The sequence below is a fragment of the Veillonella sp. AF13-2 genome (assembly GCF_003603295.1).
GTDB classification, from domain to species: domain Bacteria; phylum Bacillota; class Negativicutes; order Veillonellales; family Veillonellaceae; genus Veillonella; species Veillonella parvula_E.
Map to the genome: position 1 here is coordinate 419,590 of NZ_QTMT01000001.1, position 26,764 is coordinate 446,353.

The 26,764-nt window shown below is 36.7% G+C and carries 18 protein-coding genes; all 18 read left to right on the forward strand.

Annotated elements, in window-relative coordinates:
• Positions 1–10 precede the first annotated feature (10 nt).
• The gene (gene gatA, locus DWV85_RS01975) at positions 11–1,471 is read left to right on the forward strand and encodes an Asp-tRNA(Asn)/Glu-tRNA(Gln) amidotransferase subunit GatA (RefSeq protein WP_077708460.1); all 1,461 of its coding nucleotides are present in this window, start codon (positions 11–13) and stop codon (positions 1,469–1,471) included.
• Complete coding sequence (gatB, locus tag DWV85_RS01980; RefSeq protein WP_123137913.1) at positions 1,468–2,916, forward strand: Asp-tRNA(Asn)/Glu-tRNA(Gln) amidotransferase subunit GatB; 1,449 nt, start codon at positions 1,468–1,470, stop codon at positions 2,914–2,916. The genes gatA and gatB overlap by 4 nt, the downstream gene beginning before the upstream one ends.
• A 166-nt stretch (positions 2,917–3,082) precedes the next feature.
• Entirely contained in the window at positions 3,083–3,499 is a 417-nt protein-coding gene (locus DWV85_RS01985; protein WP_123137914.1) for a DUF308 domain-containing protein, read from the forward strand.
• A 63-nt stretch (positions 3,500–3,562) separates the two neighbouring features.
• Positions 3,563–5,401 carry a B12-binding domain-containing radical SAM protein gene (locus DWV85_RS01990; protein WP_123137915.1) on the forward strand — a complete coding sequence of 613 codons (1,839 nt, stop codon included), beginning with the start codon at positions 3,563–3,565 and terminating at the stop codon, positions 5,399–5,401.
• A 108-nt stretch (positions 5,402–5,509) separates the two neighbouring features.
• Positions 5,510–6,475, forward strand: a complete 966-nt coding sequence (locus DWV85_RS01995; RefSeq protein WP_123137916.1) for a TIGR01212 family radical SAM protein — start codon at positions 5,510–5,512, stop codon at positions 6,473–6,475.
• 8 nt (positions 6,476–6,483) lie between these two features.
• Positions 6,484–7,497, forward strand: coding sequence for a PhoH family protein (locus tag DWV85_RS02000; RefSeq protein WP_024061834.1), 1,014 nt, complete (start codon positions 6,484–6,486; stop codon positions 7,495–7,497).
• Positions 7,498–7,499: 2 nt separating this feature from the next.
• Positions 7,500–7,976 carry an rRNA maturation RNase YbeY gene (ybeY, locus tag DWV85_RS02005; RefSeq protein ID WP_021148196.1) on the forward strand — a complete coding sequence of 159 codons (477 nt, stop codon included), beginning with the start codon at positions 7,500–7,502 and terminating at the stop codon, positions 7,974–7,976.
• A complete protein-coding gene (gene era, locus DWV85_RS02010; RefSeq protein WP_077708456.1) occupies positions 7,969–8,868 on the forward strand; it encodes a GTPase Era in 900 nt (299 codons plus the stop codon). Before ybeY ends, era begins: the two co-directional genes overlap by 8 nt.
• Before the next feature lie 54 nt (positions 8,869–8,922).
• Positions 8,923–10,254 carry a hemolysin family protein gene (locus DWV85_RS02015; RefSeq protein WP_004695947.1) on the forward strand — a complete coding sequence of 444 codons (1,332 nt, stop codon included), beginning with the start codon at positions 8,923–8,925 and terminating at the stop codon, positions 10,252–10,254.
• Positions 10,241–10,945, forward strand: coding sequence for a DNA repair protein RecO C-terminal domain-containing protein (locus DWV85_RS02020; protein ID WP_077708455.1), 705 nt, complete (start codon positions 10,241–10,243; stop codon positions 10,943–10,945). The genes DWV85_RS02015 and DWV85_RS02020 overlap by 14 nt, the downstream gene beginning before the upstream one ends.
• Positions 10,946–11,009: 64 nt before the next feature.
• Complete coding sequence (locus tag DWV85_RS02025) at positions 11,010–11,531, forward strand: hypothetical protein (RefSeq protein ID WP_077708454.1); 522 nt, start codon at positions 11,010–11,012, stop codon at positions 11,529–11,531.
• 96 nt (positions 11,532–11,627) lie between these two features.
• The gene (locus DWV85_RS02030) at positions 11,628–12,431 is read left to right on the forward strand and encodes a DUF3100 domain-containing protein (protein WP_012864410.1); all 804 of its coding nucleotides are present in this window, start codon (positions 11,628–11,630) and stop codon (positions 12,429–12,431) included.
• Positions 12,424–12,885: a hypothetical protein gene (locus tag DWV85_RS02035; RefSeq protein WP_077708453.1), complete on the forward strand. Its 462-nt coding sequence runs from the start codon at positions 12,424–12,426 to the stop codon at positions 12,883–12,885. The genes DWV85_RS02030 and DWV85_RS02035 overlap by 8 nt, the downstream gene beginning before the upstream one ends.
• A 132-nt stretch (positions 12,886–13,017) precedes the next feature.
• Complete coding sequence (locus DWV85_RS02040) at positions 13,018–14,337, forward strand: amidohydrolase (protein WP_077708452.1); 1,320 nt, start codon at positions 13,018–13,020, stop codon at positions 14,335–14,337.
• A 134-nt stretch (positions 14,338–14,471) separates the two neighbouring features.
• On the forward strand, positions 14,472–16,337 hold the full coding sequence (locus DWV85_RS02045; RefSeq protein WP_024062585.1) for a ShlB/FhaC/HecB family hemolysin secretion/activation protein: 1,866 nt from the start codon (positions 14,472–14,474) through the stop codon (positions 16,335–16,337).
• 31 nt (positions 16,338–16,368) lie between these two features.
• Positions 16,369–23,007, forward strand: coding sequence for a hemagglutinin repeat-containing protein (locus tag DWV85_RS02050; protein WP_243632512.1), 6,639 nt, complete (start codon positions 16,369–16,371; stop codon positions 23,005–23,007).
• 710 nt (positions 23,008–23,717) lie between these two features.
• On the forward strand, positions 23,718–24,593 hold the full coding sequence (gene glyQ, locus DWV85_RS02060) for a glycine--tRNA ligase subunit alpha (protein WP_021148183.1): 876 nt from the start codon (positions 23,718–23,720) through the stop codon (positions 24,591–24,593).
• Position 24,594: 1 nt separating this feature from the next.
• Positions 24,595–26,646: a glycine--tRNA ligase subunit beta gene (glyS, locus tag DWV85_RS02065; protein ID WP_123137917.1), complete on the forward strand. Its 2,052-nt coding sequence runs from the start codon at positions 24,595–24,597 to the stop codon at positions 26,644–26,646.
• Positions 26,647–26,764: the final 118 nt, after the last annotated feature.

Sequence of the window (26,764 nt, forward strand, 5' to 3'; positions counted from 1 at the left end):
AGGTTTCGCTGTGGCAACAATTCATGAATTACACAAGAAACTAGTGAATAAAGAAATCAGCGCTGTTGAATTGACGAATGCTGTTATTGCACATAAAGCGAAAGTGGAACCGACTGTACATGCGTACTTATCCGATTCTCATGATCGTGCTTTGGCTACAGCTAAGCTTGTAGATGAAGCAATTGCTAAAGGTGATGCTATTTCCCCATTGGCAGGTATTCCTGGTGCAATTAAAGATAATATTTGTATTAAAGATGAACCTGCAACATGTGCATCTAAAATGTTGGAAAACTTTGTGCCTCCATACAATGCGTCAGTTATTGAACGTTTACAAAACAATCATTATATTAGCCTTGGTAAACTTAATATGGATGAATTTGCTATGGGTGGCTCTACAGAGAACTCTGCATTAGCTAAAACATCTAATCCTTGGAATGCTGATTGCGTACCAGGTGGTTCTTCTGGCGGTAGTGCAGCAGCTGTATCCAGCGGGTCTGCTATTTGGGCTCTTGGCTCCGATACTGGTGGGTCTATTCGTCAACCAGCGTCCTTCTGTGGCGTTGTAGGCTTAAAACCAACATACGGTAATGTATCTCGTTATGGTTTAATCGCCTTCGCATCCTCTTTGGACCAAATTGGACCTATTACTCGTGATGTAACAGATGCTGCTTTAGTATTAAATGCCATCTCTGGTCATGATGCGAAAGACTCCACATCCATTCCAGGTGCTCGTGTAGATTACACTACAGCTCTTGTAAATGATGTACAAAATCTTAAAATCGGTGTGCCAAAAGAATTCTTTGGCGAAGGTCTTAATAGCGAAGTTCGCAAAGCTATGGAAGAGGCCATCGAAACGTATAAAAAATTAGGTGCTGAAATCGTTGAGGTTTCCTTGCCTAACTCTAAATATGCATTATCTGCGTATTATATCATCGCATTAGCAGAGGCAAGCTCTAACTTGGCTCGTTATGACGGTGTAAGCTATGGTATGCGCGTACCGGCGGATAATTTAGTAGAAATGTCTACTAAAACTCGTACAGAAGGCTTTGGTCCAGAAGTACAACGTCGTATCTTGTTAGGTACATATGTATTGAGTGCTGGTTACTATGATGCTTACTATTTGAAAGCATTAAAAGTTCGCCGCCTCATTAAAAATGAATTTGATGAAGCATTCTCCAAAGTGGATTTGATCTTAACACCAACTGCACCTAATACGTCTTATAAATTTGGTGAAAAAGCAAATGATCCATTGGCAATGTACTTAGAAGATATCTGTACAGTACCAGCAAACCTTGCAGGTATTCCAGGTATTAGCATTCCAGCAGGTATGAGCAGCAGCAATTTGCCAATTGGCTTGCAATTGCTCGGCCCTGCTATGGGTGAAGAAACATTGTTACGTGCCGCTTTCACATTTGAACAAGCACGTCCAGACTGTCAATTAGTAGCACCAACTGGGGAGGTTTCTCTATGAGTAGTAAATACGAAACAGTCGTTGGTTTAGAGGTTCATACAGAGCTTAAGACTAAGTCTAAAATCTTCTGTGGTTGTACCACTGAATTCGGCGGCGATCAAAATACACATGTATGCCCAGTATGCCTAGGTTTACCTGGTGCTATGCCTGTGTTAAATAAACAAGTAGTAGAATTTGCTATCAAAGTAGGTTTAGCATTGAATTGTGAAATCCTTAACTTTAACAAATTTGACCGTAAAAACTACTATTATCCTGATTTGCCTAAAAACTATCAAACATCTCAATATGATTTGCCAATTTGCCTAAATGGTCATTTAGATATTGAGGTTAATGGTGAAACTAAACGCATTGGTATTACCCGTATTCATATGGAAGAAGATGCAGGTAAACTCGTTCATAGTGGTAATACTATTTCCGACTCTAAATCTTCTAATGTTGACTACAACCGTACGGGTGTACCTCTTCTTGAAATCGTATCTGAACCAGATATTCGTTCCGGTGCAGAAGCGCGAGCATACGTTGAAAAATTACGTTCTATTTTACAATATTTAGAAGTATCTGACGGTCGTATGGAAGAAGGTTCTTTGCGTGGTGACTGCAACGTATCCGTACGTTTACGTGGCACTACAGAATTTGGTACACGTACAGAAACTAAAAATGTTAACTCTTTAACTGCAATTCAAAAAGTTGTTGAATATGAAGCATTGCGTCAAGCTAAGTTAATCGAAGCTGGCGGCAAAGTAGATCAAGAAACACGTACTTGGGATGATGCTCAAGGCATTACTATTGGTATGCGTAAGAAAGACGAAGAAAACGACTACCGTTACTTCCCAGAACCAGATTTGGTACCAATCGTAATTACAGACGAAAAAATCGAAGAAGTGCGCCGTGCATTGCCAGAATTACAAGATGCTAAAATTGCACGCTTTGTATCTGAATATGGTTTGTCTCGTGAGGATGCTACAATTCTCACAGTATCTCGTAAGACTGCAGACTTCTTAGATGATACTGTTAAAGCAGGTGCAGATCCTAAAACTGTGGCCAACTGGATGCTTGGTGACTTGTCCAAGATGATTAATGAAAGTGGTTTAACATTTGCTGAATCCAAGGTAAGTCCTGAAAACTTGGCTGGTATGATTGCTCTTATCGATAAAGGTACAATTTCCGGCAAAATTGCGAAAAAAGTTATCGTATCCATGTGGGAATCCGGCAAGGATGCTGATACTATTGTAAAAGAGGAAGGTCTAGTTCAAATCACAGATACTGGTGCTATTGAAGAAATTGTTAAGCAAGTTATTGCTAATAATCCACAACCAGTAGCAGACTTCAAGAGTGGTAATGGTAAGGCTATAGGCTTCTTAGTTGGTCAAGTTATGAAGGAATCTAAAGGCCGAGCTAATCCGGGAATGGTAAATGAATTACTTAAAAAATTCTTAAATGACTAATCTACGTGTAAGCATATATTAACATTAATCAATATATAAAAATACAATCCCTTCAGATATATGGCTTTATATCTGAAGGGATTTCTATTTGCCATTATGATGGTAAAATATGGTATAATAAATTGTATAAAATCAATTAGTATTTGTTCATATAAAGGAAATACATATGAATGATCAACACAATATAAACAATAATCAAAATACATATAGAAATGGTAAATCAGATGATACTTATAGTCGCAGTACTTATTCTGGTGAACCTAATACACGCGTATTATCCGACGATGAGAGACGAGAATTTGATGGTGTAACTATTGAAGAGGTAGGCGATTCCGTCCATGTAGATTCAACGCCAACTAATATCAATGACGAGCAACAATATTACGATGAAAACAATCAATATGAACCGAAAGTTAAGGTGTATAGCTTTAATAGTACAAGCTGGCTTAGTCGAATTATATTGTTCATTGTTTTAGGGATTATTTTGGCTGCTGTTGTATTCTTTGGCAGTATCATTCTCACTGTCGCATCTGTTGTTATTTTAGTGGGTGCTATTATTTCTATTATATTTAGTCTCTTTTAATGGTATAATACATATATTATGACTAGACGGTGGCTGAGCCATTCGATGATTTAAAGGGGACCTATGAACGTAGTTTTATCCACATTAAACTCAAAATTTATACATTCTTCTCTGGCTTTGCGTTATCTCAAAGCGTATGGGCAGGCTCACGGACAGGCATACGATATAGTAGAATATACTATTAATATGCCTGTTTTACATATTCTTAGCGATATTACAGAGCGCAATATAGATATATTGGGCTTTGCTTGCTATATCTGGAATATTGAGATGACTTTACATGTAGTAGACATGGTGAAAGCTGTGCGACCAGATATTAAAATTATTTTAGGTGGGCCGGAGGTGTCTTTCACAGCCGATGAAATCTTAAATCGTTGTGCTGCTGTGGACTATGTCGTACAAGGTGAGGGGGAAGAAGCTTTTTATCAACTTATTAGTGCACTAATCGCTGGCAATGATGGCTTAGAAGAGCAGATTCCTGGCGTACGTGGTCGACACATTTCTGGCCGACTCCTGGGCTCTACTGATACGGTGGAGGTAAAAGATCTGAGTACTATACCATTCCCATATGTAGAAGAGGATATGATAGATTTAGAACATAAAATCATCTACTATGAATCCTCTCGAGGGTGCCCATTCTCTTGTCAGTACTGTTTATCTGGCAATAAAAATACAGTTCGCTTTTTTCCGCAGGAAAGAACTTTTAAAGAACTACAGTGGTTTATCGATCATAAGGTAAAACAAGTTAAATTTGTTGATAGAACTTTTAACTGTGCGCCACATCATCATCGACCTATGATGGAATTCATGCGTGATGCCGATACGGAGACGAATTTCCATCTAGAAATGGAACCAGAGCTAATGACGGAATGGGAAACAAATATTCTTTGTGAAACACCACCAGGCCGTATTCAAATTGAGGTAGGGGTTCAAAGTACACATAAGAAAACCTTAGATGCTATTAATCGATATAATGATTGGCCGTATATTCAAAAGGCTATTCGCCCTATTATTGAAGCAGGCCGAACTCATGTGCACATGGATTTAATTGTAGGCCTGCCTTACGAGAATAAACAGCGGTTTGGATTATCCTTTAATGATCTTTTTAGTTTACAGCCACATGCGTTACAAATTGGATTTTTAAAACTGTTAAAAGGTTCTGGTGTACGCCGTATGGAGGAGTATCAATATATTAGTGATCCCTTAGCGCCATATGAGGTATTAAGTACTCACGTGCTCCCTTATAGAGATATACGTTTCTTAAAACACTTTGAAGATGTCTTTGAACGCTTTTATAATAGTGAACGATTTAGAACTGTGTTTGGCTATATTGGTAGTAAGCTTATAAAAGAACATACTGATACATCTATAACTGGGGAAGATACAGAAACTAATCATGTACCACCTATGAAAAAGTATGATCCTTCTAAAGTGGAGACAAAAAAAGATGCTTTTTCCTATTTTTGTGACATGACACAGGCTTGGCTCGATGCAGGTAATCATAAGATTAATTTGAAAGATATAGATCAAATAGAGTTCTTGTACAATTTTTTCTTGTCTAAAGGTGATACAGTAGCTGCCGAATTATTACAATATGATACACTCGTTAGCTATCGTGGTAAGGTCCGCAGTGAAGCCGTAGGTTTACCAAAACAGACAAAAGAACTTTTACAAGAAGGGGAAGCATTTTGGCGCAATGAAGAAATTGCATCTCAGTATATCCCTAACTATACATTTAAAGAGTGGCGCAAAATTCGTCAACAATATGTAGAAATGCCTATGTCTGAAGATACGGCTAAAGTGTTAGGTATAAAGAATGTACCAAATGTACCTTTTACAGTTGTAATCGACGTAAATAAAGAGGTAAAACCTTTTATACGTCCTGAAATAGAGGCTTGTTAGTAATATAAAAATAGTTTATCTAATTTTTTATAATCAAAAGATTAGAGAATTTATGATAGTTGAAATATTACATAATAAGCGATGATTGGTTAGTTTAATAGGAGTATTATGACCGATACAACGAGATCAAAACGATACCGCATGGTATCTAAATATTATAAAGAAACATATGGGGAAAAGGTTTATAAATTACCTGTAGCACTACCCTTGACCTGTCCTAACAGAGATGGTTCGGCTGGTGTTGGAGGCTGTACCTTTTGTGGTGAAATTGGCGCGGGATACGAAAATCGTCCTGCCTGGATGACGGTGCGCATGCAATTAGAGGAAAATATTGCTCACATAGGCCCTAAATATAAAGCAAAGAAGTTCATCCCTTATTACCAAAACTTTAGTAATACCTACTTGAATCTTGATGATTTTAAAAGCTATATTGAACAAGGTTGTATTGATAAAGCCGTGGGCATTGCTATTGCAACAAGACCCGATTGTATTGCCGATGAATATCTTGAGATATTAGCTGATATTAGGGATCGCTTTCATAAGGATATCTATATTGAGCTAGGTCTTCAAACGGTTAACTATGATACATTAGAGAAAATTAATCGCGGTCATGATTTAGCCCAGTTTATTGATGCCGTATTACGGATTAAGCGATATGGATTTAACATAACTACTCATATGATAGTTAATTTACCATGGGATACAATGAAGGATACAATCGAAGGGGCTCGTATTTTATCTGCACTCGGTGTTGATCAAGTGAAACTACATGCTTTGTATATTGTAAAAAATACATTGATGGCCAAGTGGTATCAAGAGGGTCAGTTTACCCTAATTAGTGCGGAAGAATATGCTGATCGGGTTGTTAATTTTGTACGTCATTTACATCCTGACATTGTTTTACAGCGTCTTGTAGGGAGAGCACCTGAAGATAATACGCTTTTTACAAACTGGTCTATGGGTTGGTGGCGCGTACAAGATTTAATTGATGATAAACTAGACGAACTAGATGCTCATCAAGGTGATCTCTGTGATTACCTAAATGGTAAAGCAGTTCGTAAATTTATAGATTAGGAGGTTGTATGAGCGAACAAGTATTTACATTTCCTACATATGACCTAGCACAATCCATACTAGGTCAACATAATCGATATCTGCATATGATGCTTGAAGTCATCTCTGCAGATGTAGTGGCACGAGGTGATACGGTAGTTATAAAGGGCGATGAAAAACAAGTAGAAGCTCTCTATCGTACCCTTGAAGAATTAGTATTCCTTTACCGTGAAGGTAGTACCATAACTGAGTCTCAAGTGCGTATTGCGGCTAAACTTGTGGCTAATGGTAAAGCTGATGCCGTACATACTATGTTTGAGGATACTTTATCCGTTAATATGCGTGGTAAAAATATTACGCCTAAAACGGAAGGTCAAAAATACTATGTAGATAGTATCCGAAAAAATACTATTACTTTTGGTATTGGTCCTGCTGGTACAGGTAAAACATTCCTAGCAGTAGCTTTAGCTGCATTCTATTTAAAAAACCGCAATGTAGATAAAATTATTTTGACACGCCCTGCTGTAGAGGCAGGTGAACGGTTAGGCTTCCTACCTGGTGAATTACAAGACAAGGTTGATCCTTATTTAAGACCTCTTTATGATGCATTACATGAAATGTTTGGTATCGAGCAAGTACAACGTTTTATGGAACGTGGTACTATCGAGGTAGCACCACTAGCGTATATGCGTGGCCGTACATTGGAAAATGCCTTCGTCATTCTCGATGAGGCTCAAAATACGACGGCAGAACAGATGAAAATGTTCCTAACTCGTCTAGGCAACAACTCTAAAATGGTAGTCAACGGTGATAAGACACAAATTGACTTACCTCCACGTGTTGTGTCTGGCCTCGGCGAGGCTGAAAAGGTATTGCGTCATGTACCTGGTATTAATATGGTTTACTTTAGCGATCAAGACGTTGTTCGTCACGATTTAGTAGGTCGCATTGTAAAAGCTTACGATGCATATCACGAACGTAAGTTAGCTGGTGAGACTACAGAATCTAACGCAGTATCCAAAGAGAATGTAGCGAAAGGATAAGTATGTATATACACATTAGCTATGATGAAGGAATTCAAGAGGATTCCAATATTGAGGCTGTTATACGCAAGGTCTGCGATGAAGTGAGTCGCGTATATGGCCTCGAAGAAGATGAAATGAGTATTTTACTCTGCAATAATGCTAAAATTCACGAGCTTAATAAGGAATATCGAGGCATCGATAGACCAACGGATGTATTGTCCTTTGCCCTCAATGAAGGGGATGATTACGAAGGTAGTAAAGAGGAACATCACTTACTTGGTGATATGATTATTTCCTTAGAGCGTACTCGTGAACAAGCTATTGAATATGGACATAGTTTTGAACGGGAATTAGCATATTTAACGACTCACAGTTGCTTACATATTTTAGGCTATGACCATATGAACGACGAAGATAAAAAAGAGATGCGCACAGAGGAAGAATTTATCCTAGGTAACTTGGGTTATGTGCGGGAGGATGCACCATATAATGAATAAGAACGAACATTTTAAATCAGGCTTTGTTGCCGTTGTAGGACGCCCTAATGTAGGTAAATCTACCTTAATCAACGCTCTTATTGGCGATAAGATTGCTATCGTATCCGATAAGGCTCAAACAACGCGTAACCGTATCATCTGCGTATATACGGATGAATCCAAACAAATCGTATTTATGGATACACCTGGTGTGCATAAACCTAAGCACAAGTTAGGCGAATTCATGGTAGATGCTGCTATTGAGTCCTTAAAAGAAACGGAAGCCGTTTTATTTGTCGTAGCAGGCAATGAAAAACGTGGTCCTGGGGATAATTTTATTATTGAACAATTGAAACGTGTAAAGGTTCCTGTATTTTTGGTAGTCAACAAAATTGATACACTCAAAAAAGAAGAGCTTTTAGAAGCAATCGTTTCTTATCAAGATGCATATCCTTTTGCAGGTGTCATTCCTATTTCTGCAAAAGATAAAGAGAACTTATCTGAAATTCTTAAGGTTCTAGAGGAAACCTTGCCGGAAGGTCCACAATATTTTCCGGAGGATATGATTACGGATCAACCGGAACGCCTTATTATTTCCGATATCATTCGTGAAAAAATCTTGTTAGCTACACGAGATGAGATTCCTCATGCTATCGCTGTAGACGTAGATGAAATGAAAACACGTGATGATGGTACTACCTATATCCGCGCTACAATCTACTGTGAAAGAGACTCTCAAAAGGGAATTATCATCGGTAAAAAAGGTGCTTTGTTAAAACAACTTGGCGCTGAAGCGCGCGCAGATATTCAAAAGCTATTAGCTACAAAGGTGTACTTGGACCTTTGGGTTAAAGTAAAAAAAGATTGGAGAAATAAATCTGGTATGTTATCTGAACTTGGTTATAGAAAATAATTTGATATAATAAAAAGAAATAAGTGTTTCCATATTCATATGAAAGGAATAAAGATGGATAGTGTAGATGGCCTGTTACCCATAGGGTTTGGTCTGTTATGTATTTTTTTAATTAACTTTTTTGTGGTTGCAAAGTTCTCCTTTGCACGCCTTCGTAAAGAACATGTAGAGGATATGGACATCCTCTTGGAGAAGGATAGAGAATTTTTATTAAAGCTTTATCAAAATCCTGAGTATTTTTTAAATACTACACAGTTTTTGATTCTATTCTTTATTTTGGCCCTTGCAGGCACAGGTACTTTTGTATTTGATAATATTGTTGATCGTATAGTGGCGGTTCTTAATATTCATAGTACTTGGATGCATTTGGTACTAGATATTATTCTATTACTATTAATTAGTTTAATCGTCCTAATTTTCGGTGAAATTGTACCTAAAGCATTGGGCTTATCCTTCCCTACAAAATACGTAAATACCTATAGCCGTATCGTCGTGGCTGCAGGTAAATTGGTGTATCCATTTATTTGGATTGCTAGTAAAATCTCCAATGTTATTTTAGGCTTTTACAAAACAAAATATTTAACAGAGCTTGATCTTGTGTACTCAGAAGAAGAAATTCGCATGATGATTTCTCGAAGCCACGAGGAAGGGCAACTGGACCAAGTAGAGTCTGAGTTAATCGATAATGTTTTTAACTTCGTAGATCGCATGGCGAAAGAGGTTATGGTGCCTCGTCAAGATGTAGACTGCGTATTCGTTGAAGATGGTTACGATGAAGCGATGAAGGTTATCCGCTCTAAAGTACATACACGTTATCCACTCTGTGTAGAGGATAAGGATCACATTATTGGACTCGTTCATATTAAAGATTTAATGGAACGCCCTAATCAAGCCCGTAAGGATTTGCGCAATATTAAACGAGACATTCTTACTGTTCCAGAGGTAATGAAATTATCTACCTTGTTGCAATATATGAGAACGCGCCGTATATATCTAGCTGTAGTAGTAGATGAATATGGTGGCATGGTTGGTCTAGTAGGCTTAGAAGATATTATCGAAGAGTTGGTTGGGGACATACAAGATGAGCATGAGCCGCATTTACCAGCTACGATGTCCTATGCAGATGGTTCCTTCGAGTTTGATGGCAAGGTCCTCGTAGACGAAGTAGAAGAAATTATGAATATTGAAATTGATAATTCTGATTCTGATACAATAGGTGGCTATGTCTTTGGTTTATTAGAACGTACACCAATCGTAGGTGATACGGTGGATGCTCATGGTTACACCTTTGAAGTTACTCAAATGCAAGGATATCGTATCTCTCGCATTAAAGTAACACCTATACCAGTAGAGGAACCAACGGAAGAAGAAAATGAAGAAGCTTAATGGTGGTTTTAATACGCCAGCCATCGTCATAAGTCGAAAAAAGTATAAGTTGTATTCCGTATTTACGTTTATTACGCCTAGCTTGGGACTTATTAAAGCATCGATTCCACATAAGCGAATGATGACGATGCGCAACAGCTCCTATTTACGTCCATTTAGTGCCATGTATATTACAGTTGTACCGGATGGGGAATATGTAAATGTTACGCAAATTGATGGCTCCTATGTGGTGGAATCCTTAGATGTAAACCTCGATAATATTGCTTATGCAGCAGTAGCGAGTGAGCTCATTCAAGAGTTATTTGCCATGTATGACGTAGATCGCAAGGTCTTTGATACTGTTGTAAACTATTCCAAGCAAATTCGACGTCGCAATGTACAATTGGGAACGATAATGCTCGGATGGCAACTATTATCTCTCGCAGGGGTTGTCCCTAGTGCTAATGCTTTTAACCATCAAGACGGAATTGAGCCATTCTGGATGCAGGTGCGGGAAACTACAAATCTTAGCATTTCTCGTTCTGTGAAAGCTACATTACCTCAGATTCTAGCTTACCAGTGGGGTGAAGATACGCCTTTAGAATTTCCCAAAACAATTTGGAAGGAACTTGAAAAACTACTATTTGCCTACTGTGAGCAAGAAATTGGTAAACCATTACAAAGCGTTAAATTTTTAAATTCCATAATTTAATGACAGTAAAAGGCAGTTTGAGACATCAAACTGCCTTTTATTGAAATGTATTATGAGGTACTATATGGATATAATATTTTCTTCGTTGCCTATAGACAAAATAAATAAAGATAAAACTTTAGATTTACAAGAAATTCAACAAATATATAATTTCCTTTTAACTAATGACTATTATATATTTTCTGATTATGCGTTAGTAAATAAGTTATTTCAAATCATGGTTTTAAACAATCGTTGGGATTCCAAGATAGCACTTAGATACTTTGAATACTTATGTTTTCTAAGTTGGGAATATGAAGCCATCATTGTTAGAGACCTTTTATTAGATAATCATGTTAGTTTAGCTGGTGAATTTTGTTTAGATACAGAATTAGTTAAAGATGGACTAAGTTATTTTAGAGATGATGCCATTTGGAGGGGGAAAGATTATGATAGTGACACTATTCCGGCATGTATGTCTAAATGGGCCATTTACTATGATGAAGAAGAACAAAGGTTTCATAAAGTAAAACCATCAATGATAGAAAATATTATTATTGAGGTAGTTGATGCTGAACAGGGACTCTATATTATTGGAAAAAAATAATTCAAATAGACAAATGTACATCTGTAATTGACACTTTTAATAACAATTATTTATAATATAACAATGTTATATTATGTATTTTTACAGGAGGTCATTATGCAGCTTTTGGGAAATCTCAAAATACATTTTCTAGCGCTCGTACTAACTGTAGTCGCTGAATTTATAGGCATAAAAAAACTAGGTCCTGTTGTATTATTGCCATTATTGTACACATTGATTCTAGGTTTATTAATTTCTATTCCTAAGTTTAAAATTCTTACGATTAAACAGATGGAAAAATCTGCCGATTATATCGGTATCGCCGTTATGATCTTGATGGTAAAAGTAGGACTTGGTATCGGTCCAAATCTTGGTATTCTTACAAGTGCTGGCTGGGCATTGTTATTACAAGAGCTTGGTCACTTCTTCGGTACTATTGTATTTGGTTTACCAGTAGCTTTGCTAGTAGGCATGCGTCGCGAAGCAGTAGGTGCTTGTTACTCTGTAGACCGTGAGCCAAATGTAGCGATTATCATCGATAAATTCGGTTTTAGCTCTCCAGAAGGCCGTGGCGTTATGGGCATGTACATCTGTGGTGTTCTTATCGGCGCTATGTGGTCATCTGTATTGGCAGGTATGTTAGCACAATCTGGCTGGTTTCATCCTTTGGCATTAGCTATGGGCGCTGGCGTAGGTAGTGCTAGTATGATGGCGGCAGCTACAGCTCCAATCATTGCAGTATATCCTGATTACGAACAACAAATTATGGCTCTTGCAGGGGCTGCAAACTTGTTGACTACTGTTCTAGGCGTATACTTTGGTTTATTTGTTTCTTTACCAGTTATGGAGAAAACATACAACTTCTTTACAGGTCGTACCCGGGAACAAGATTTAGCAGAGGAGGCAGCACATCATGAGTAAAAGTGAAAGATTAACACAGTTTGTCATCGTTATCTGTATTGCTGCTATCATCACTGCAGTCGGTAATGTAATGGATGGTAAACTTCTATTTAGCGATAGTTTAGTTGGCGTAGCTATCTTGGCAGCTCTTGCTACAATCGGTGCTTTGATCTCTAACTTGCCATATGCTAATAAATTGCCTATGGTATTCTGGGTGTCTTTAGTTGGTGTTATTGCATCCTTACCAGGTATGCCTGGTCAAGAATGGATTATCGCAAAAACTAGCCAAGTTACATTCTTAGCTACTACAACACCTGTACTTGCCTATGCAGGTTTATCCTTAGGTAAAGACCTTGGTGCATTCCGTCGCTTATCTTGGCGTATTATCCCTGTTGCACTAGCTGTAACAGCAGGTACTTTCATCTGTGCAACAGCATTAGCCCAATTAGTACTTCATTTAGAAGGTTTAATTTAATACTAAATCATAATGTTAGATGTCTAAATTATGTTAAGATATAATTATAGAATTATATTTTAGAAGATATCTATACATCATGATGACATGATCGACCGTATTTTATACGGTCGATTTTATAAAGGAGATATTATGAGCCGTATGACAAAGGAAGAAGTAAAGCAACGTGTTTGTAAAGCTATTGTTGATGCACAACCGCGTTTACGAGAATTGGCTGAATCTATTATGGCTGAACCAGAATTGGGTTTTAAAGAGGTAAAAACCTCTAAAAAGGTTCAAGCTATGTTTGATGAACTTGGCATTTCTTATACTACTGGCCATGCATTGACAGGTGTAAAAGGTAGAATGAAAGGTCGAGATAGTAAATATACGGTTGCAATGGTGGGGGAATTAGATGCCATTCTCTGTCCTCGCCATCCTCGTGCCGATGATTTAACAGGGGCCGCCCATTGCTGTGGTCATAATGTACAAATTGCGAATATGTTTGCTGTCGCTATGGGTTTACAAGCTGTGGTGGACGAATTAGCTGGCGATGTTGTATTATTTGCTGTTCCGGCAGAGGAAATGATTGAAATTGATTACCGCAATAAATTGCGTGAGCAAGGTAAGCTTAAGTATATGGGTGGTAAGCAACAGCTCATCTATGAAGGAGCTTTCGACGATATTGATATGGCTATGCAAATGCATGTGGAGACAGCCAAAACACCAGCTGGTGAAATGGGGCTTGGTAGTACCTCTAATGGTTTTGTATCTAAACTGATTGAATATCACGGTAAGGTAGCCCATGCAGCACAAGCACCTCATGAAGGCATCAATGCTCTTAATGCTGCTTTGATGGGGGTTATGGGGGTTAACTCCATTCGTGAAACTTTCAAAGAAAGCGATTATTTCAGATTCCACCCAATCATTAATCAAGGTGGTACATTGGTAAATTGTGTGCCTGATTATGTTCAAGTTGAAAGTTACGTGCGTGCCTCTAATATTGAAGCTATTGTAGATGGCAATCATCGTGTAAACCGGGCCTTAAAAGCCGGTGGCGATGCAGTAGGAGCCACATGTGTTATCCATGACCTACCTGGTTATTTACCGATGCGTAATGATGAACGTATGAATGCTCTATTACGAGAAAATTCAAATCCTATCTTTGGTGAAGCCAATATATACCAAGGCCCACATATAACAGCTAGTACAGATATGGGGGACGTATCTCACTTGATGCCGGTCATCCATCCATGGGTTGGTTGTATAAGTGGTGTACTACACAGTGCGGAATATGAAATCTCTGTACCTGATGTAGCGTACATTAAAACAGCACAAGCATTGGCTATGACAATCGTAGACTTACTATACGATGATGCAGCAGGTGCTAAAGATATATTAGACAACTTTACACCAGCCTTAAATAAAGAAAGCTATATTGAACTCTTAGACCGTATTGCTAAGGGTGAATAAAATAAACCGCCTATCGAAGATGAATTGATTTATCTTTGGTAGGTGGTTTTACAGTTTAAACTCTCTATTGACTGTCAAGATAAAAACATAATAAAATATAAAACAGATTTATATTTTATTACAAAAGGAGCAATATGAAAAAGAGAGAGTTATTATTCTGTCTAAGTTTAGTGTGTATGGTACCAATACATATTTTGGGTGCTAAACCTATTGATACTCAAGAACAACTAGATAGATCGAGAGAACAACAACTAGCGAGAGAGGCGCGGCTTGGAGAGGGACGAATTACAGTACAAACAGGTGGAATAGATTTTTCATCTGGTTCTTTAACACCACAAGATGGTTATACAGTACCGGCACAACAGCCAGCACATGTAGAGCCATCTTTTTTTGTATCTCATATCCGTGTTGTAGAAGAACCTATTAGTCAGTCTGCAGAATTAACATATAGTAATATGATAAATACTACTATGGATCAGACGACATTTGTGGATAATAGTTCTGCAGCAAGTGTACGATTAATTAAAGGTCCATTATATTATGAAGCACAAAAAAAGAAGATACAATTAGATGTGCCTAACGAGTTTACGTTTCTACGTAAAACAATTAAACCATTTGTAAATCGCAAACTTACAGTTGAAGATGTAAATAGATTATCTACTAGCTTAAATACTGCACTTATAGAACATGGATACGTCACGTCTCGGATTGGTATTCCATCCCAATCATTAGCTTCAGGTAATCTACAATTTAATTTACAACTCGGTCGCGTAGAGTCTGTCTTATATAAAACGTATGCACAACCATTGCCATGGCAAAATGCATTTCCTATTCGTGAAGGGGATATCCTTAATATTCGAAATATAGAACAGGGGATAGAGCAAATGAAGCGGATTGGTTCTCAAAATGTGTCTGTTGAGCTTGAGCCAGGAACAAAACCGTTAGCTACGAATATTGTACTTGAAACTACTAAAAAACCACCAATTCATGGAATGATATCCATAGATGATTCTGGACTAAAAGATACTGGTAAACTGCAGTGGACGGCTGCAATTGGAGTTGATAGGATATTTAATGCTAATGATTCATTAAACTTAAGTATTAATCGAGATGCTGCTCAAGATGGTGAACGAAAAGGTAGTCGAAACCATACTATTTCTTATTCAATACCTAGAGGGAAGGACACCTTTAGTATTTCCTATAGTGATATGAAATATCATCAAACGATTAATTCTATGGCTACTCCATTTATTAGTTCTAGTCATGCAAAGACTGTAAGAGGTTCGTGGAATCATGTATTTCATCGAGATCGAATGACTAAGCGTAGTTGGGATATTATTATCAGCAAGCGTAATGCTAAAAATTATATTAATGATGTAGAAATTGCTGTACAACGTGCTAATACAGCTTCTTTAGAAGTAGGTATATCAGAACGTAGATACATAAAGAAAAATACATTATACTCTAGAGCAGCTATTAAACAAGGGGTTGGTTGGTTTGGTTCGCAACCAGAATATGGTAATGGAGCGCCTAGTACTCGATATACTCAACTATTGTTAGATGTCGATTATCAAATTCCACGTATATGGGGACATAGACCAGCAAGTATAACTACATCTTTCCATGGACAATGGACATTAGGGGATAAACGTTTATTCTCTAGAGATATGATTAGCCTTGGGAATCGATATACTGTACAAGGATTTGATGGTGAAAATACACTAATGGCTGAAAGTGGCTGGTATATGCGTAATGAGGTTGCTAGTTACATCCCTAAATGGAAATCAAGTGTTTATGCTAATATTGATTTTGGCGCCGTATATGGTCCAAGTACAGAGGTATTTACAGGAAAATTTATTGCTGGTACTAGTCTTGGGATAAGAGGGCAATTTATATCTGGATTATTCTATGATGTATTTGTTGGGGCTCCTTTATATAAACCAAGTGGTTACAAAACTGATTCTGTAACCGCAGGTTTCCAAGCAGGTGTGCGGTTCTAATATAGTATACGTATTAATTGAGAGAGTAAATATGAAACAAAAACGATTACAATATAAAATTGCAGTATGGCTTACTATGGGGCTAATGATCGTTGACCCTTTAGTCGTACCGTTTGTATATGCAGAAAATCCTATAGAGGTAGATCGAAATGCGCCACATGAAAGACAAGCCATGATTGGACAAGCTGCTAATGGTGTCACATTAGTAAATGTCGTAGGCCCTAGCGCTGGTGGAGTATCTAGAAATGATTATACTAACTTTAACGTACCACAAAATGGTGTAATTCTTAATAACTCTTACCAAATGTCTAATACCAAGCTTGGTGGATATGTTCCTGGTAATACTAATATGATGCGTGGTTCTGCCAATGTCATTGTTAATGAGATTACTTCACACAATCCAACCAATATGAACGGGTTTATTGAGGTAGCAGGTCATAAAGCTTCAGTAGTTATAGCAAATCCTAATGGTATTACTGTAGATGGTGGCGGATTTATCAATACAGATCGAGCAGTATTAACTACAGGTAAACCTGAATATGATTTATCAGGAAATCTAAACTCATATCGGGTGGAGCGAGGAATTGTTGCTATTAATAGAAACGGTCTTAATGCCAAAGAGGCTAACTCGTTACAAATTTTAACAGAAGCAGCGAGTGTAAATGCTGGAATCTGGGCAAATTCGATCGAAGCTCGCACGGGTAAGAACAAAATAGATGCTAATACATTAGACACGCAAAAAATTGGTAATTCTAACAATATTGGCTTAGATGTATCCGCAATTGGGGGTATGTATGCAAATTCTATTACTCTGAAAGGGACCAATACTGGTCTTGGGGTAAATGTTAAAGGTGTAGTAAGTTCTTCACAAGCCTCTAGTATTACTAGTGATGGTCAAATTGTAGTTGATGGTGGCGTTACAAGTAATGGCAATACTATTTTAGATGGACAAAGTATAGCAATTCATTCAAATGGTGTGGTTCAAGGTGATTCCTCTACAACTGTACATAGTCAAGAAAAGGTAAACAATAATGGTCTTATCAACTCTGGAAATACTACAACTATAAATGCTAAATCTATAGATAATCATGAAGGTGGACGTATTTATGGTGATACAGTAGATATTAAAGCTAATATAGTTACAAATCATACTAATAGTGAAATAGAAGAACGCTATCATAAAGCTGGTAAAGAGCTAGAAAAGGCAAAAAATGAACTTGATGCTGAATGGAATGCTGATATATCTAAATATAAGACCAAGCCTGAGTTAGACGCACATCGTCAACGGATTAATGATTTAACAAAAGCGTATGATGATGTACAAGAGAAAGTTACTGCTCTTAAGGCAGAACTAGATTCTCATAAGTCTGGTGTAATTGCGGGTCGTAATCACGTTAATATAACTTCAAATACAATAGATAATACTGGTAAAGGTCTCATTTATAGTGGTGGAACTATGGACTTTATTGCTAAAGATGGTATACATAATAAAGGGGCGACTATTAAAGCTACAAAGTCTATTAAACTTGATACTCCTACAGTAGAAAATAATAATGTTGCGTTAGGAACCAAGCGTGTTTCAGATGGGATTACTAAAAATCCAGATAAAATAAAAGTTACTCATCCAAATCATAAATTAGAAGGTCAGGTATTTGATAAGTCTGAGTTCCCATATGCTGATGATTCAAGTGGTTATGGTACACCGCATGTAAAACCAGTTAAAACGCCTGAAGATGAAGCTTATAATAAGGAAATGAATAAGAATGAGAACCGAATAAATCAGTTTACAATCATTAGAAGTGAAGCCGAACAAACTCACAAAAAGATTACCAATGATGATCCAGGTATCATTAGTAGTGGTGGTGATTTAGTAACTACTGGTATACTTTATAATGATAATAGCAGCGTGATTTCAGGAGGAACTTTTAAAACAAAGGGCTCTATACAAAACATATCAGATATGATTAGTGATAAAACCTTTATTACTGGAACTACTCAAGAGAGTAGAACCGAAAAGAAAAGGAAACGTCATGGTTATAGAAGTAAACGTATACGTGTTTGGGGCCCTGAAGTCTTTATGACACCGTCGATTACTGAAGAAAATGTAAAACCAATTGGTACTCTAAAAGAGCACGCTGAAGATAAAGTATCCAAAGCTACTATTGCAAAGGTCAATGATAGTTTAGATCCATATGGTCTGGGTGGGGGCAAAGGTAAAGCAAGTCAAACCATAGATGGTTTATCGTTACCAACAGAGGCACTATATGATATTCATCCTGCTATTACGGCTAATGCTTTGATAGAGACTGACCCTGCTTTTACTAATCGAAAGAATTTTTTATCCTCTCAATTTATGATTGATGCGTTGACAAATAATCCTGAAAGAAGATTCAAACGTTTAGGTGATGGATTCTATGAACAGCAACTTATTAATGAGCAAATAGTATCAGCTACAGGTAAACAGTATTTAGAAGGTTATACAGATAATGAAGCTGAATATAAAGCATTATTAGAGGCTGGTGTAGCTTTTGGTAAAGCTTTTAAATTAACACCTGGAATTGCCTTATCTAAAGAACAAATGAAAGCTATAACGACTGATATGGTGTGGTTAGAAACTAAAACAGTTGTAGTAGATGGAAAAGCTCAACAAGTTCTATATCCTAAAGTATATTTAGCGAAACAACCTGCAAAATCTGTTGATGCAATGGGTGGAATCATAAGTGGTAAAGCTATTGTTAGCAACACTAATGCAGATATTCTAAATCAAGGCATTATGACTGCAGATACAATTGTATTAGGGGCTAATGATGTAGAAAATACAGGTCGTATAGATGGACGTAAAGTGACTATTAAGGCATCTCAAGACGTAATAAATACTGGTAATATTCATGGTGAGAAACAGGTTAATATTAATGTTGGTCGTGATATTAATGTAGGTGCTCATGTAAATAGATTACAACATCACGATATTGTTGGTCGCCAAGGAACTATAGGTGTAGGAGAAAAAGGCGATTTAGTTTTATCTGCTAAACGAGATGTTAACCTTAAAGGTGCTATTGTTTATACTGGAGATAATTCTAAAGCAACGATTGAGGCTGGTCAGAATATTAATTTAACAACAGAGGCATTATCCGCTAAAAAGGATATGACTGTTAATAGTGAGAATTATAATCGCACAGATCGTCGTACTGAATTAGGTACAGCTATTTTAAGTGATAGTAATGTTAATTTACATGCAGGAAATGATGTAAATATCCGCAATGGTATTGTTAATAGTGAACATGGTGTCACATCTGTTGAAGCTGGAAATGATGTTACTATTACAAATGGGCAAAGTTATAGTCGTGATGAATATGGTCTAAAATACAAAGAAAAGAGTTTACTATCTCGTACAACTAATATCATACGTACAGATCATGAACGCACAGGTGTTTTATCTTCAACAATTGGTGGAGATACGATTAATGTGAAAGCTAATCGCAATGTTTCGGTAACAGGTTCTAATATTTTGGGAACAAAAGATGTATCCGTATCTGCAGGTAATGACGTGCGTACAGATTCAGGTGAAGAAACACAACGTGATGATGTATATCAATATAGTAAAAAATCTGGCTTAATGGGCGCTGGTATAGGCTTTACTATTGGTAGTAAAAAAGTGACTGATACAACAGATGGCAGATATAAAAATCAAGTTGCTACCAATATTTCTTCCTCTAAGGACGAGATAAATGTTAGTGCTGGTAATTCAATTCACAGTACAACAACAAACTATTTTAGTAATAAACCGATAGACTTATCTGCTCAAAATGTAACGGTTGATGGAAAACATAATACTGCACATGTAGTGCAAAGTCACGAGGAGAAGCGTTCCGGTCTTACTGTAAGTGTTGGTGGTCAAATTGTTAATGAATTGAATGCTGTTCAGCAACTTGGTAAGCGTGCTAACTCTAGAAAAAATAGCAACTTATCAACATTAGAGTATCTTGAGGCTGCAAATACTTTAAAACATGCTTATAATGATGGGACTTCTTATAAAAATGCTAAGATAGAAAAACTTGTAGAAAAAGAAAAAGATATACTTGCTAAGGCTGATGAACTTAATAAAGCATATCAGGCAGAACATCCTGAAGAGAGCAATGCTATGCATCCAGATGTAAGAACAGCGATTAATAATGTAAATAATAGAATTAAAAAAGATCGTTTACTCAATATACAAGTAGGTATTGGTTCAAGTAAATTTAAACAGCATAGCGAACTTAATCAAGAAAATTATATAGGTAGTTCTATAGGGAGCAAAAATAATGTAAGTATTACTGCAGATAGTGATAATAGTGACAAAGGAAATATTCATATTAAAGGTAGTATTGTAGAGGCTCCAAAGGTTAATCTAAATGCATCAAATAACTTAAGTATAGATGCAGGAACGAACTCTTTAGTACAACGCGATACATATACAAGCTCAGGATGGTCTGTTGGTGCCACAGTTAGTCCTCACGGTAATGGTGTTATTGGTTTAGATGCTAATGTGTATAAAGGTAAAGAAAATGCATTAGAGACAACTAAGACGCATACTGGAACTGTTATTCGTGGTAAACAAGTCAATACTGTCTCTGGAAATGATACAGAAATTATTGGTTCTAAGGTCATCGGTGAAAGTGTGACCACAAAAGTTGGACATAATTTGAATATTGAAAGTTTACAAGATACGAATGACTACCATAAAATAAGTAAAAATAAAGGTATATCTGTATCTTATGGAATGAGTGGACCTGTAAGAGTTGGATTTGATAATTCGAGAGGCACTACAGACAGTCACTATGCAAGTGTTACAGATCAGGCTGGTATATACGCAGGTGATGGTGGATATAATGTACAGGTAAATAATGCAACTACACTTACAGGTGGTATAATTAAAGGGAGTCCTGATAAATCCAAGAATAAATTATCCTCTAATTCTTTAAAAATGAATGATATTCAAAATAAAGCATCCTATTCAGCAAAAACTTCTGGATATAGTTTATCTACAACTAAACGCTCTAAAAATAATCTGATAGGTATTACTGGCAGCCCTAAAATGGGGATTCCTGTGAAAGGTAATTCTAAATCAACTACTCATTCTGCCATCAGTGAAGGTATCATTGAAATTGCTGAGAAAGAATCTTTAGAAAAGATTAATCATGATACGGAACAAGCATTAAATAAACTAGCACCGATTTTTGATAAGAAAACAGTAGAAGAAAAACAAATTCTTTTATCTAAAATTTCTGATCATGGATATAAATTAATTGGTGATATTGCTGTTAGCGAACAAAAAAAATATGTAATATTAGCTGAATCTGCTGAAAATGCTAATAATGAAAAATTAGCAAAAGAATACTTGGACAAGGCTAAAAAATGGGATGATGGTGGAATTTATAAAGTTGCTTTACATGGTGCGCTTGGTGCAACTATATCGAAGCTTTCTGGATATGATTCTTTTAATGGATTTAAAATTAGTGCAATAAATGAAGTTACACAACCACTTCTAAGAAAAATCGATAATCCTGACATGCAAAAGTTAGTTAGTATAATTTTAGGGAAAAGTATTAGTGATCAATCAATAGCAGTGCCTTTGATAAATTCAGCCGTTGATAATAATTGGTTGACCCATGACGATCAGCTAAACTTGTTACGTGATTATAGAAGTTTTAAGTATGGAGAAATTAGTTTAGACGAATGGGTTAGAAAACTTGCTTATTATGATACCCTTATGTGGTATGAATACAATCATAATTCAATCTATAAAACTAATAATGAAACATCCATACTTTTAAATGGTGAATTGGAAAGTAGTATACCAGAAGTAATTGGATCGGGTTCATTCCAAGATATTATGAACAATTTAGTATATAAATATGTTACATCAAATGGCCTAGAAGATTCATTTAGTATGTACAAACAAGAGGCTAGTTCTAGAATTGTTTCTTCTAATAAAGCATATGAAGACTCCTTGCTAAATGACTATATTGATAAATATGGTGTAGAAAAAGGGCGTGCATTATATGGATATGAAAAACAGAAACGTGATAGAATCAATAATAATTCTATTAATAATTTAACTTTAAGTGTTGATAAAGATATTTTATATAATAACCACACTAGTACAACCAAAATATTTGACTATAATTTAAATTCTAATAATCCTAATGATACTATAGAAGTTAGTAAACCTACTAATAGTATAAGTACTAGAGATTTAGAAAAGTCGGTTTTAACTAATACTACATCTGAGTTGACCAATCAACCTTTAAAGGGGTATTTATATTATACTGAGAATGCTAAACCTGCTTTTAGAGTAGTTAATAGATTGGGGGGGGTTTTTAGTATAGGAAGCATGACAAATGATTTTGTGCAAGACTATTATACCTATAGTGGAACCAATTTAGTTAAAGCTTGGGGGACAAATTTAATTCCTCCAATAGGCTCTGCAATAGGAGGTGCTTATGGTACTGCAGAAGGATTCAAACTAGGATATCCTTATGGACCAATTGCGACAGCAGTTTCATCTTATTCTTTAGGAACTTTAGGAAGTATTTCCGGTGGAATAGCAGGAGATATAAAAAAAATGGAGCTACGACAAGATATTCCGACAGATGAAGAGATTAGAAAACGAGGTGAAAATAATAAATGAAATTAGTATATTATTTTGCTACTATATCCTTGTTTTTAGCATTTGCCTATAGTGTAATTCAATATATTCGAAGATCTAATGAGGACATAAATGAAAAATATAGATTAATTAGTTTAGGAATATTTTTAGTTGTATTTTTTGTGGATTTTAAGTTCTTAGATGATATAAATAAACAATTTAAATATCTAGTTGAGTTTTTACTATTATCATTCAGTACCTACTTGTTTTCGCTAATATTTAAAAATAGTAACCATAAATGGATTTACTATTTATTTACTTTCTTTACTATATTGCTATTTTTAATGGCTATCTTATTTTCTATATAATTTTATTCAAGTTATATATTTAGCTAGATATAGGTATTAATTTATTTTTCAACATATATTTGGGGTAAAAGTTTTAGATAATAGTTTGACATTCATCCCTCTCTATTGCTACAATATTGTGTATAATATATGCGATGAAGCAGAGTAGTAAACCTCTCTAGCGAGTGAGGATGGTGTAAGCTCACATTTGGTTGAAGGCGCTGTAGAGCATTGGCAGGAACGCAGGTATCTGTTAGTAAAGGCCAACATAGAAAAAAGAGGGCGCAAGCCAAATAGGGTGGAACCGCGGGTATACTCGTCCCTGTAACGTTTTTCGTTACAGGGACTTTTTTGTTTGTAACGAAATGGTTGATTTTATGTCGGTTGTGTAAAGTGGAGGCAGCAATGACATTTCAAGAGATTATTTTAAATTTACAAAAATTCTGGAGCGATCAAGGTTGTATCGTTCAAAATCCATATGACATAGAAAAAGGTGCAGGTACAATGAATCCTGCTACATTCTTACATGCTATTGGTCCTGAACCATGGGCTGTATGTTATGTAGAGCCTTCTCGTCGTCCAGCAGACGGTCGTTATGGCGATAACCCTAACCGTTTGTTCCAACATCATCAATTCCAAGTTATCGTGAAACCATCTCCAGATAACATCCAAGAATTGTACTTACAATCTTTGGCTGCATTGGGTATTCATGCTGAAGATCACGATATCCGTTTCGTTGAGGATAACTGGGAATCTCCAACATTGGGTGCTTGGGGTCTTGGTTGGGAAGTATGGCTCGACGGTATGGAAGTAACTCAGTTCACATATTTCCAACAAGTTGGTTCCATTGATTGTAAACCAGTTTCCGTAGAAATTACATACGGTTTAGAACGTTTGGCTATGTACATTCAAGGCGTAGAAAACGTATATGACCTTAAATGGAATGAAAATGTTACATACGGTGATGTTTGGCATGCTAACGAAGTTGAACAATCCGTATACAACTTTGAATTAGCTGATACAGATATGCTTTTCAAATTGTTTGATATGTACGAAGCAGAAGCAAAACGCGTTTGTGCAGCTGGTTATGTATTACCAGCTTACGACTATGTATTGAAATGTTCCCACACATTCAACTTACTTGATTCCCGTGGCGCTATTTCCATCAGCGAACGTACTGCTTTCATCGGCCGCGTACGTGCATTGGCTCGTATTTGTGCACAACAATACCTCGCTAAACGCGAAGAGTTAGGTTTCCCACTTTTGAAAGGAGATAAATAAGATGGCAAAAGATTTATTATTTGAAATCGGTGCAGAAGAAATTCCTGCCGGCTTTATGCCAAATATCTTAGGTCAATTGAAACAATTGGCTGAAACAAAATTAAATGATGCCCATCTTTCTTTTGAAAGCATCGCAACATACGGCACACCACGTCGTTTGGCTCTTATCGTGAAAGGTCTTGCTGACACATCTGCTGAAATCAGTGAACGTCATAAAGGTCCTTCTGCGTCTATCGCATATGATGCTGACGGTAATGCCACAAAAGCAGCTATCGGCTTTGCTCGTGGTAAAGGTCTTGATGTAGCTGATCTCGTTGTAGAAGACGGCTATATTTACGCTGAAACCAAAACTGCAGGGGTTCCTGCAAAAGATATCGTCACAGATATGTTACCTCAATTGATTACAGGTCTTAACTTCCCTAAATCCATGCATTGGGGTAATTTAGATGCTAAGTTCGTACGTCCTGTACGTTGGCTTGTAGCTTTACTTGATGAAGAAGTAATTCCTGTAGAATTTGCTACTGTAAAATCTGGTAATGTAACACGTGGTCATCGTTTTTTAGGGGCTGATGAAATCACTATTAAAAATGCAGCATCCTATGTAGATACATTAAAAGAAAACTTTGTTATGGTTGATCAAGACGCACGTCGTGAATTGATCTCCAAACAATTACATGATATGGCAGCTTCTAAAAATGCATCCATCGTTTGGGATGATGATTTGTTAGAAGAAATCAACTATCTTGTTGAATGGCCTACAGCATTGTGTGGTGGCTTTGAAGAGTCTTACTTGACACTTCCAGATGCAGCCATCATCACACCAATGAAAGACCATCAACGTTATTTCCCATTAGTTGATCAAGACGGCAAATTGTTGCCAATGTTCTTAACCGTTCGCAATGGCTCCGATCATTCTATTGAAGTAGTTCAAGCTGGTAATGAACGTGTATTGCGCGCCCGTCTTGATGATGCTAAATTCTTCTTCAACGAAGACCGCAAGAAACCTCTTATCGACCGTCAAGATGGTTTGACTAAAATTGTATTCCAAGAAGGTCTTGGTAATTTAGCGGATAAAACTGAACGTTTACTTAAATTGGGCCGTGTATTTGGTGAAGAATGTGGCTTGCACGAAGATACAGCTGTTGTGTTAGACCGCGCTACAGAGCTCGCTAAAACCGACCTTACAACCGGTATGGTTACAGAATTCACTGAATTACAAGGTGTCATGGGTAAGGAATACGCTTTACTCGATGGTGAATCCCCTGAAGTGGCAGAAGCTATTTTTGAACAATACTTACCACGTTTTGCAGGTGATGTATTGCCTCAAACTGAGGCCGGTAAAGTATTGTCCATCATCGATAAAGTAGATAACATCGTCGCTACTTTCAGCCGTGGTTTAATCCCTACAGGCTCTCAAGATCCATATGCATTGCGTCGTCAAACAATTGGTATCTTGAATATCTTGCTTGGTAGCGAATGGAATATCAGCTTACGTCCAATCTTCAAAGCATCTATGGAATTACTTAATGTACTAGCTGAAAAACAAGACGAATTGCTTGACCAAGTAGAAGAGTTCTTCACACTTCGTTTGAAAAATATCTTCCTTGATCGCGAAGTTCCTCATCATGTAATTGACTTATTGTTATCTAACAACGAATTGTCTGTTGCTGATGCTGAAGGTCTTGTAAATGCATTGTTAGCTAACCGCATCGATGAAAACGTTGAACTTGTTCAAGCTTATACTCGTATGTACAATCTTGTAAAAGATGTGGAATATACTGGTGTTAATAGCGATTTATTGAAAGAAGATGCTGAAAAAGAATTGTTCGAAGCTGCTTCTAAAGCATCTGAAGCAAGTAGTGCTGCTTGGGAAGCTGGCGATTATGATGCAGTCGTGGCAGTTCCAGCTACTTTAGTTCCAGCCATTAACAAATTCTTTGAAGATGTAATGGTTATGGATAAAGATGAAGCTATTAAAGCTAACCGTTTACAACTCGTTCGTTTAGCATACAGTGTAATGGCTATTATTGGCGATATTAGCGCATTAAAATAACATATTCTAGTAAAAGTTAAAATTTTTATAATGATATACAGGAGAAGAGGTACCGTGCGTACCTCTTTTTTGCTTTTACGAAGAATATGCAAATTTTATGCAGGATTTTTAGAGACTA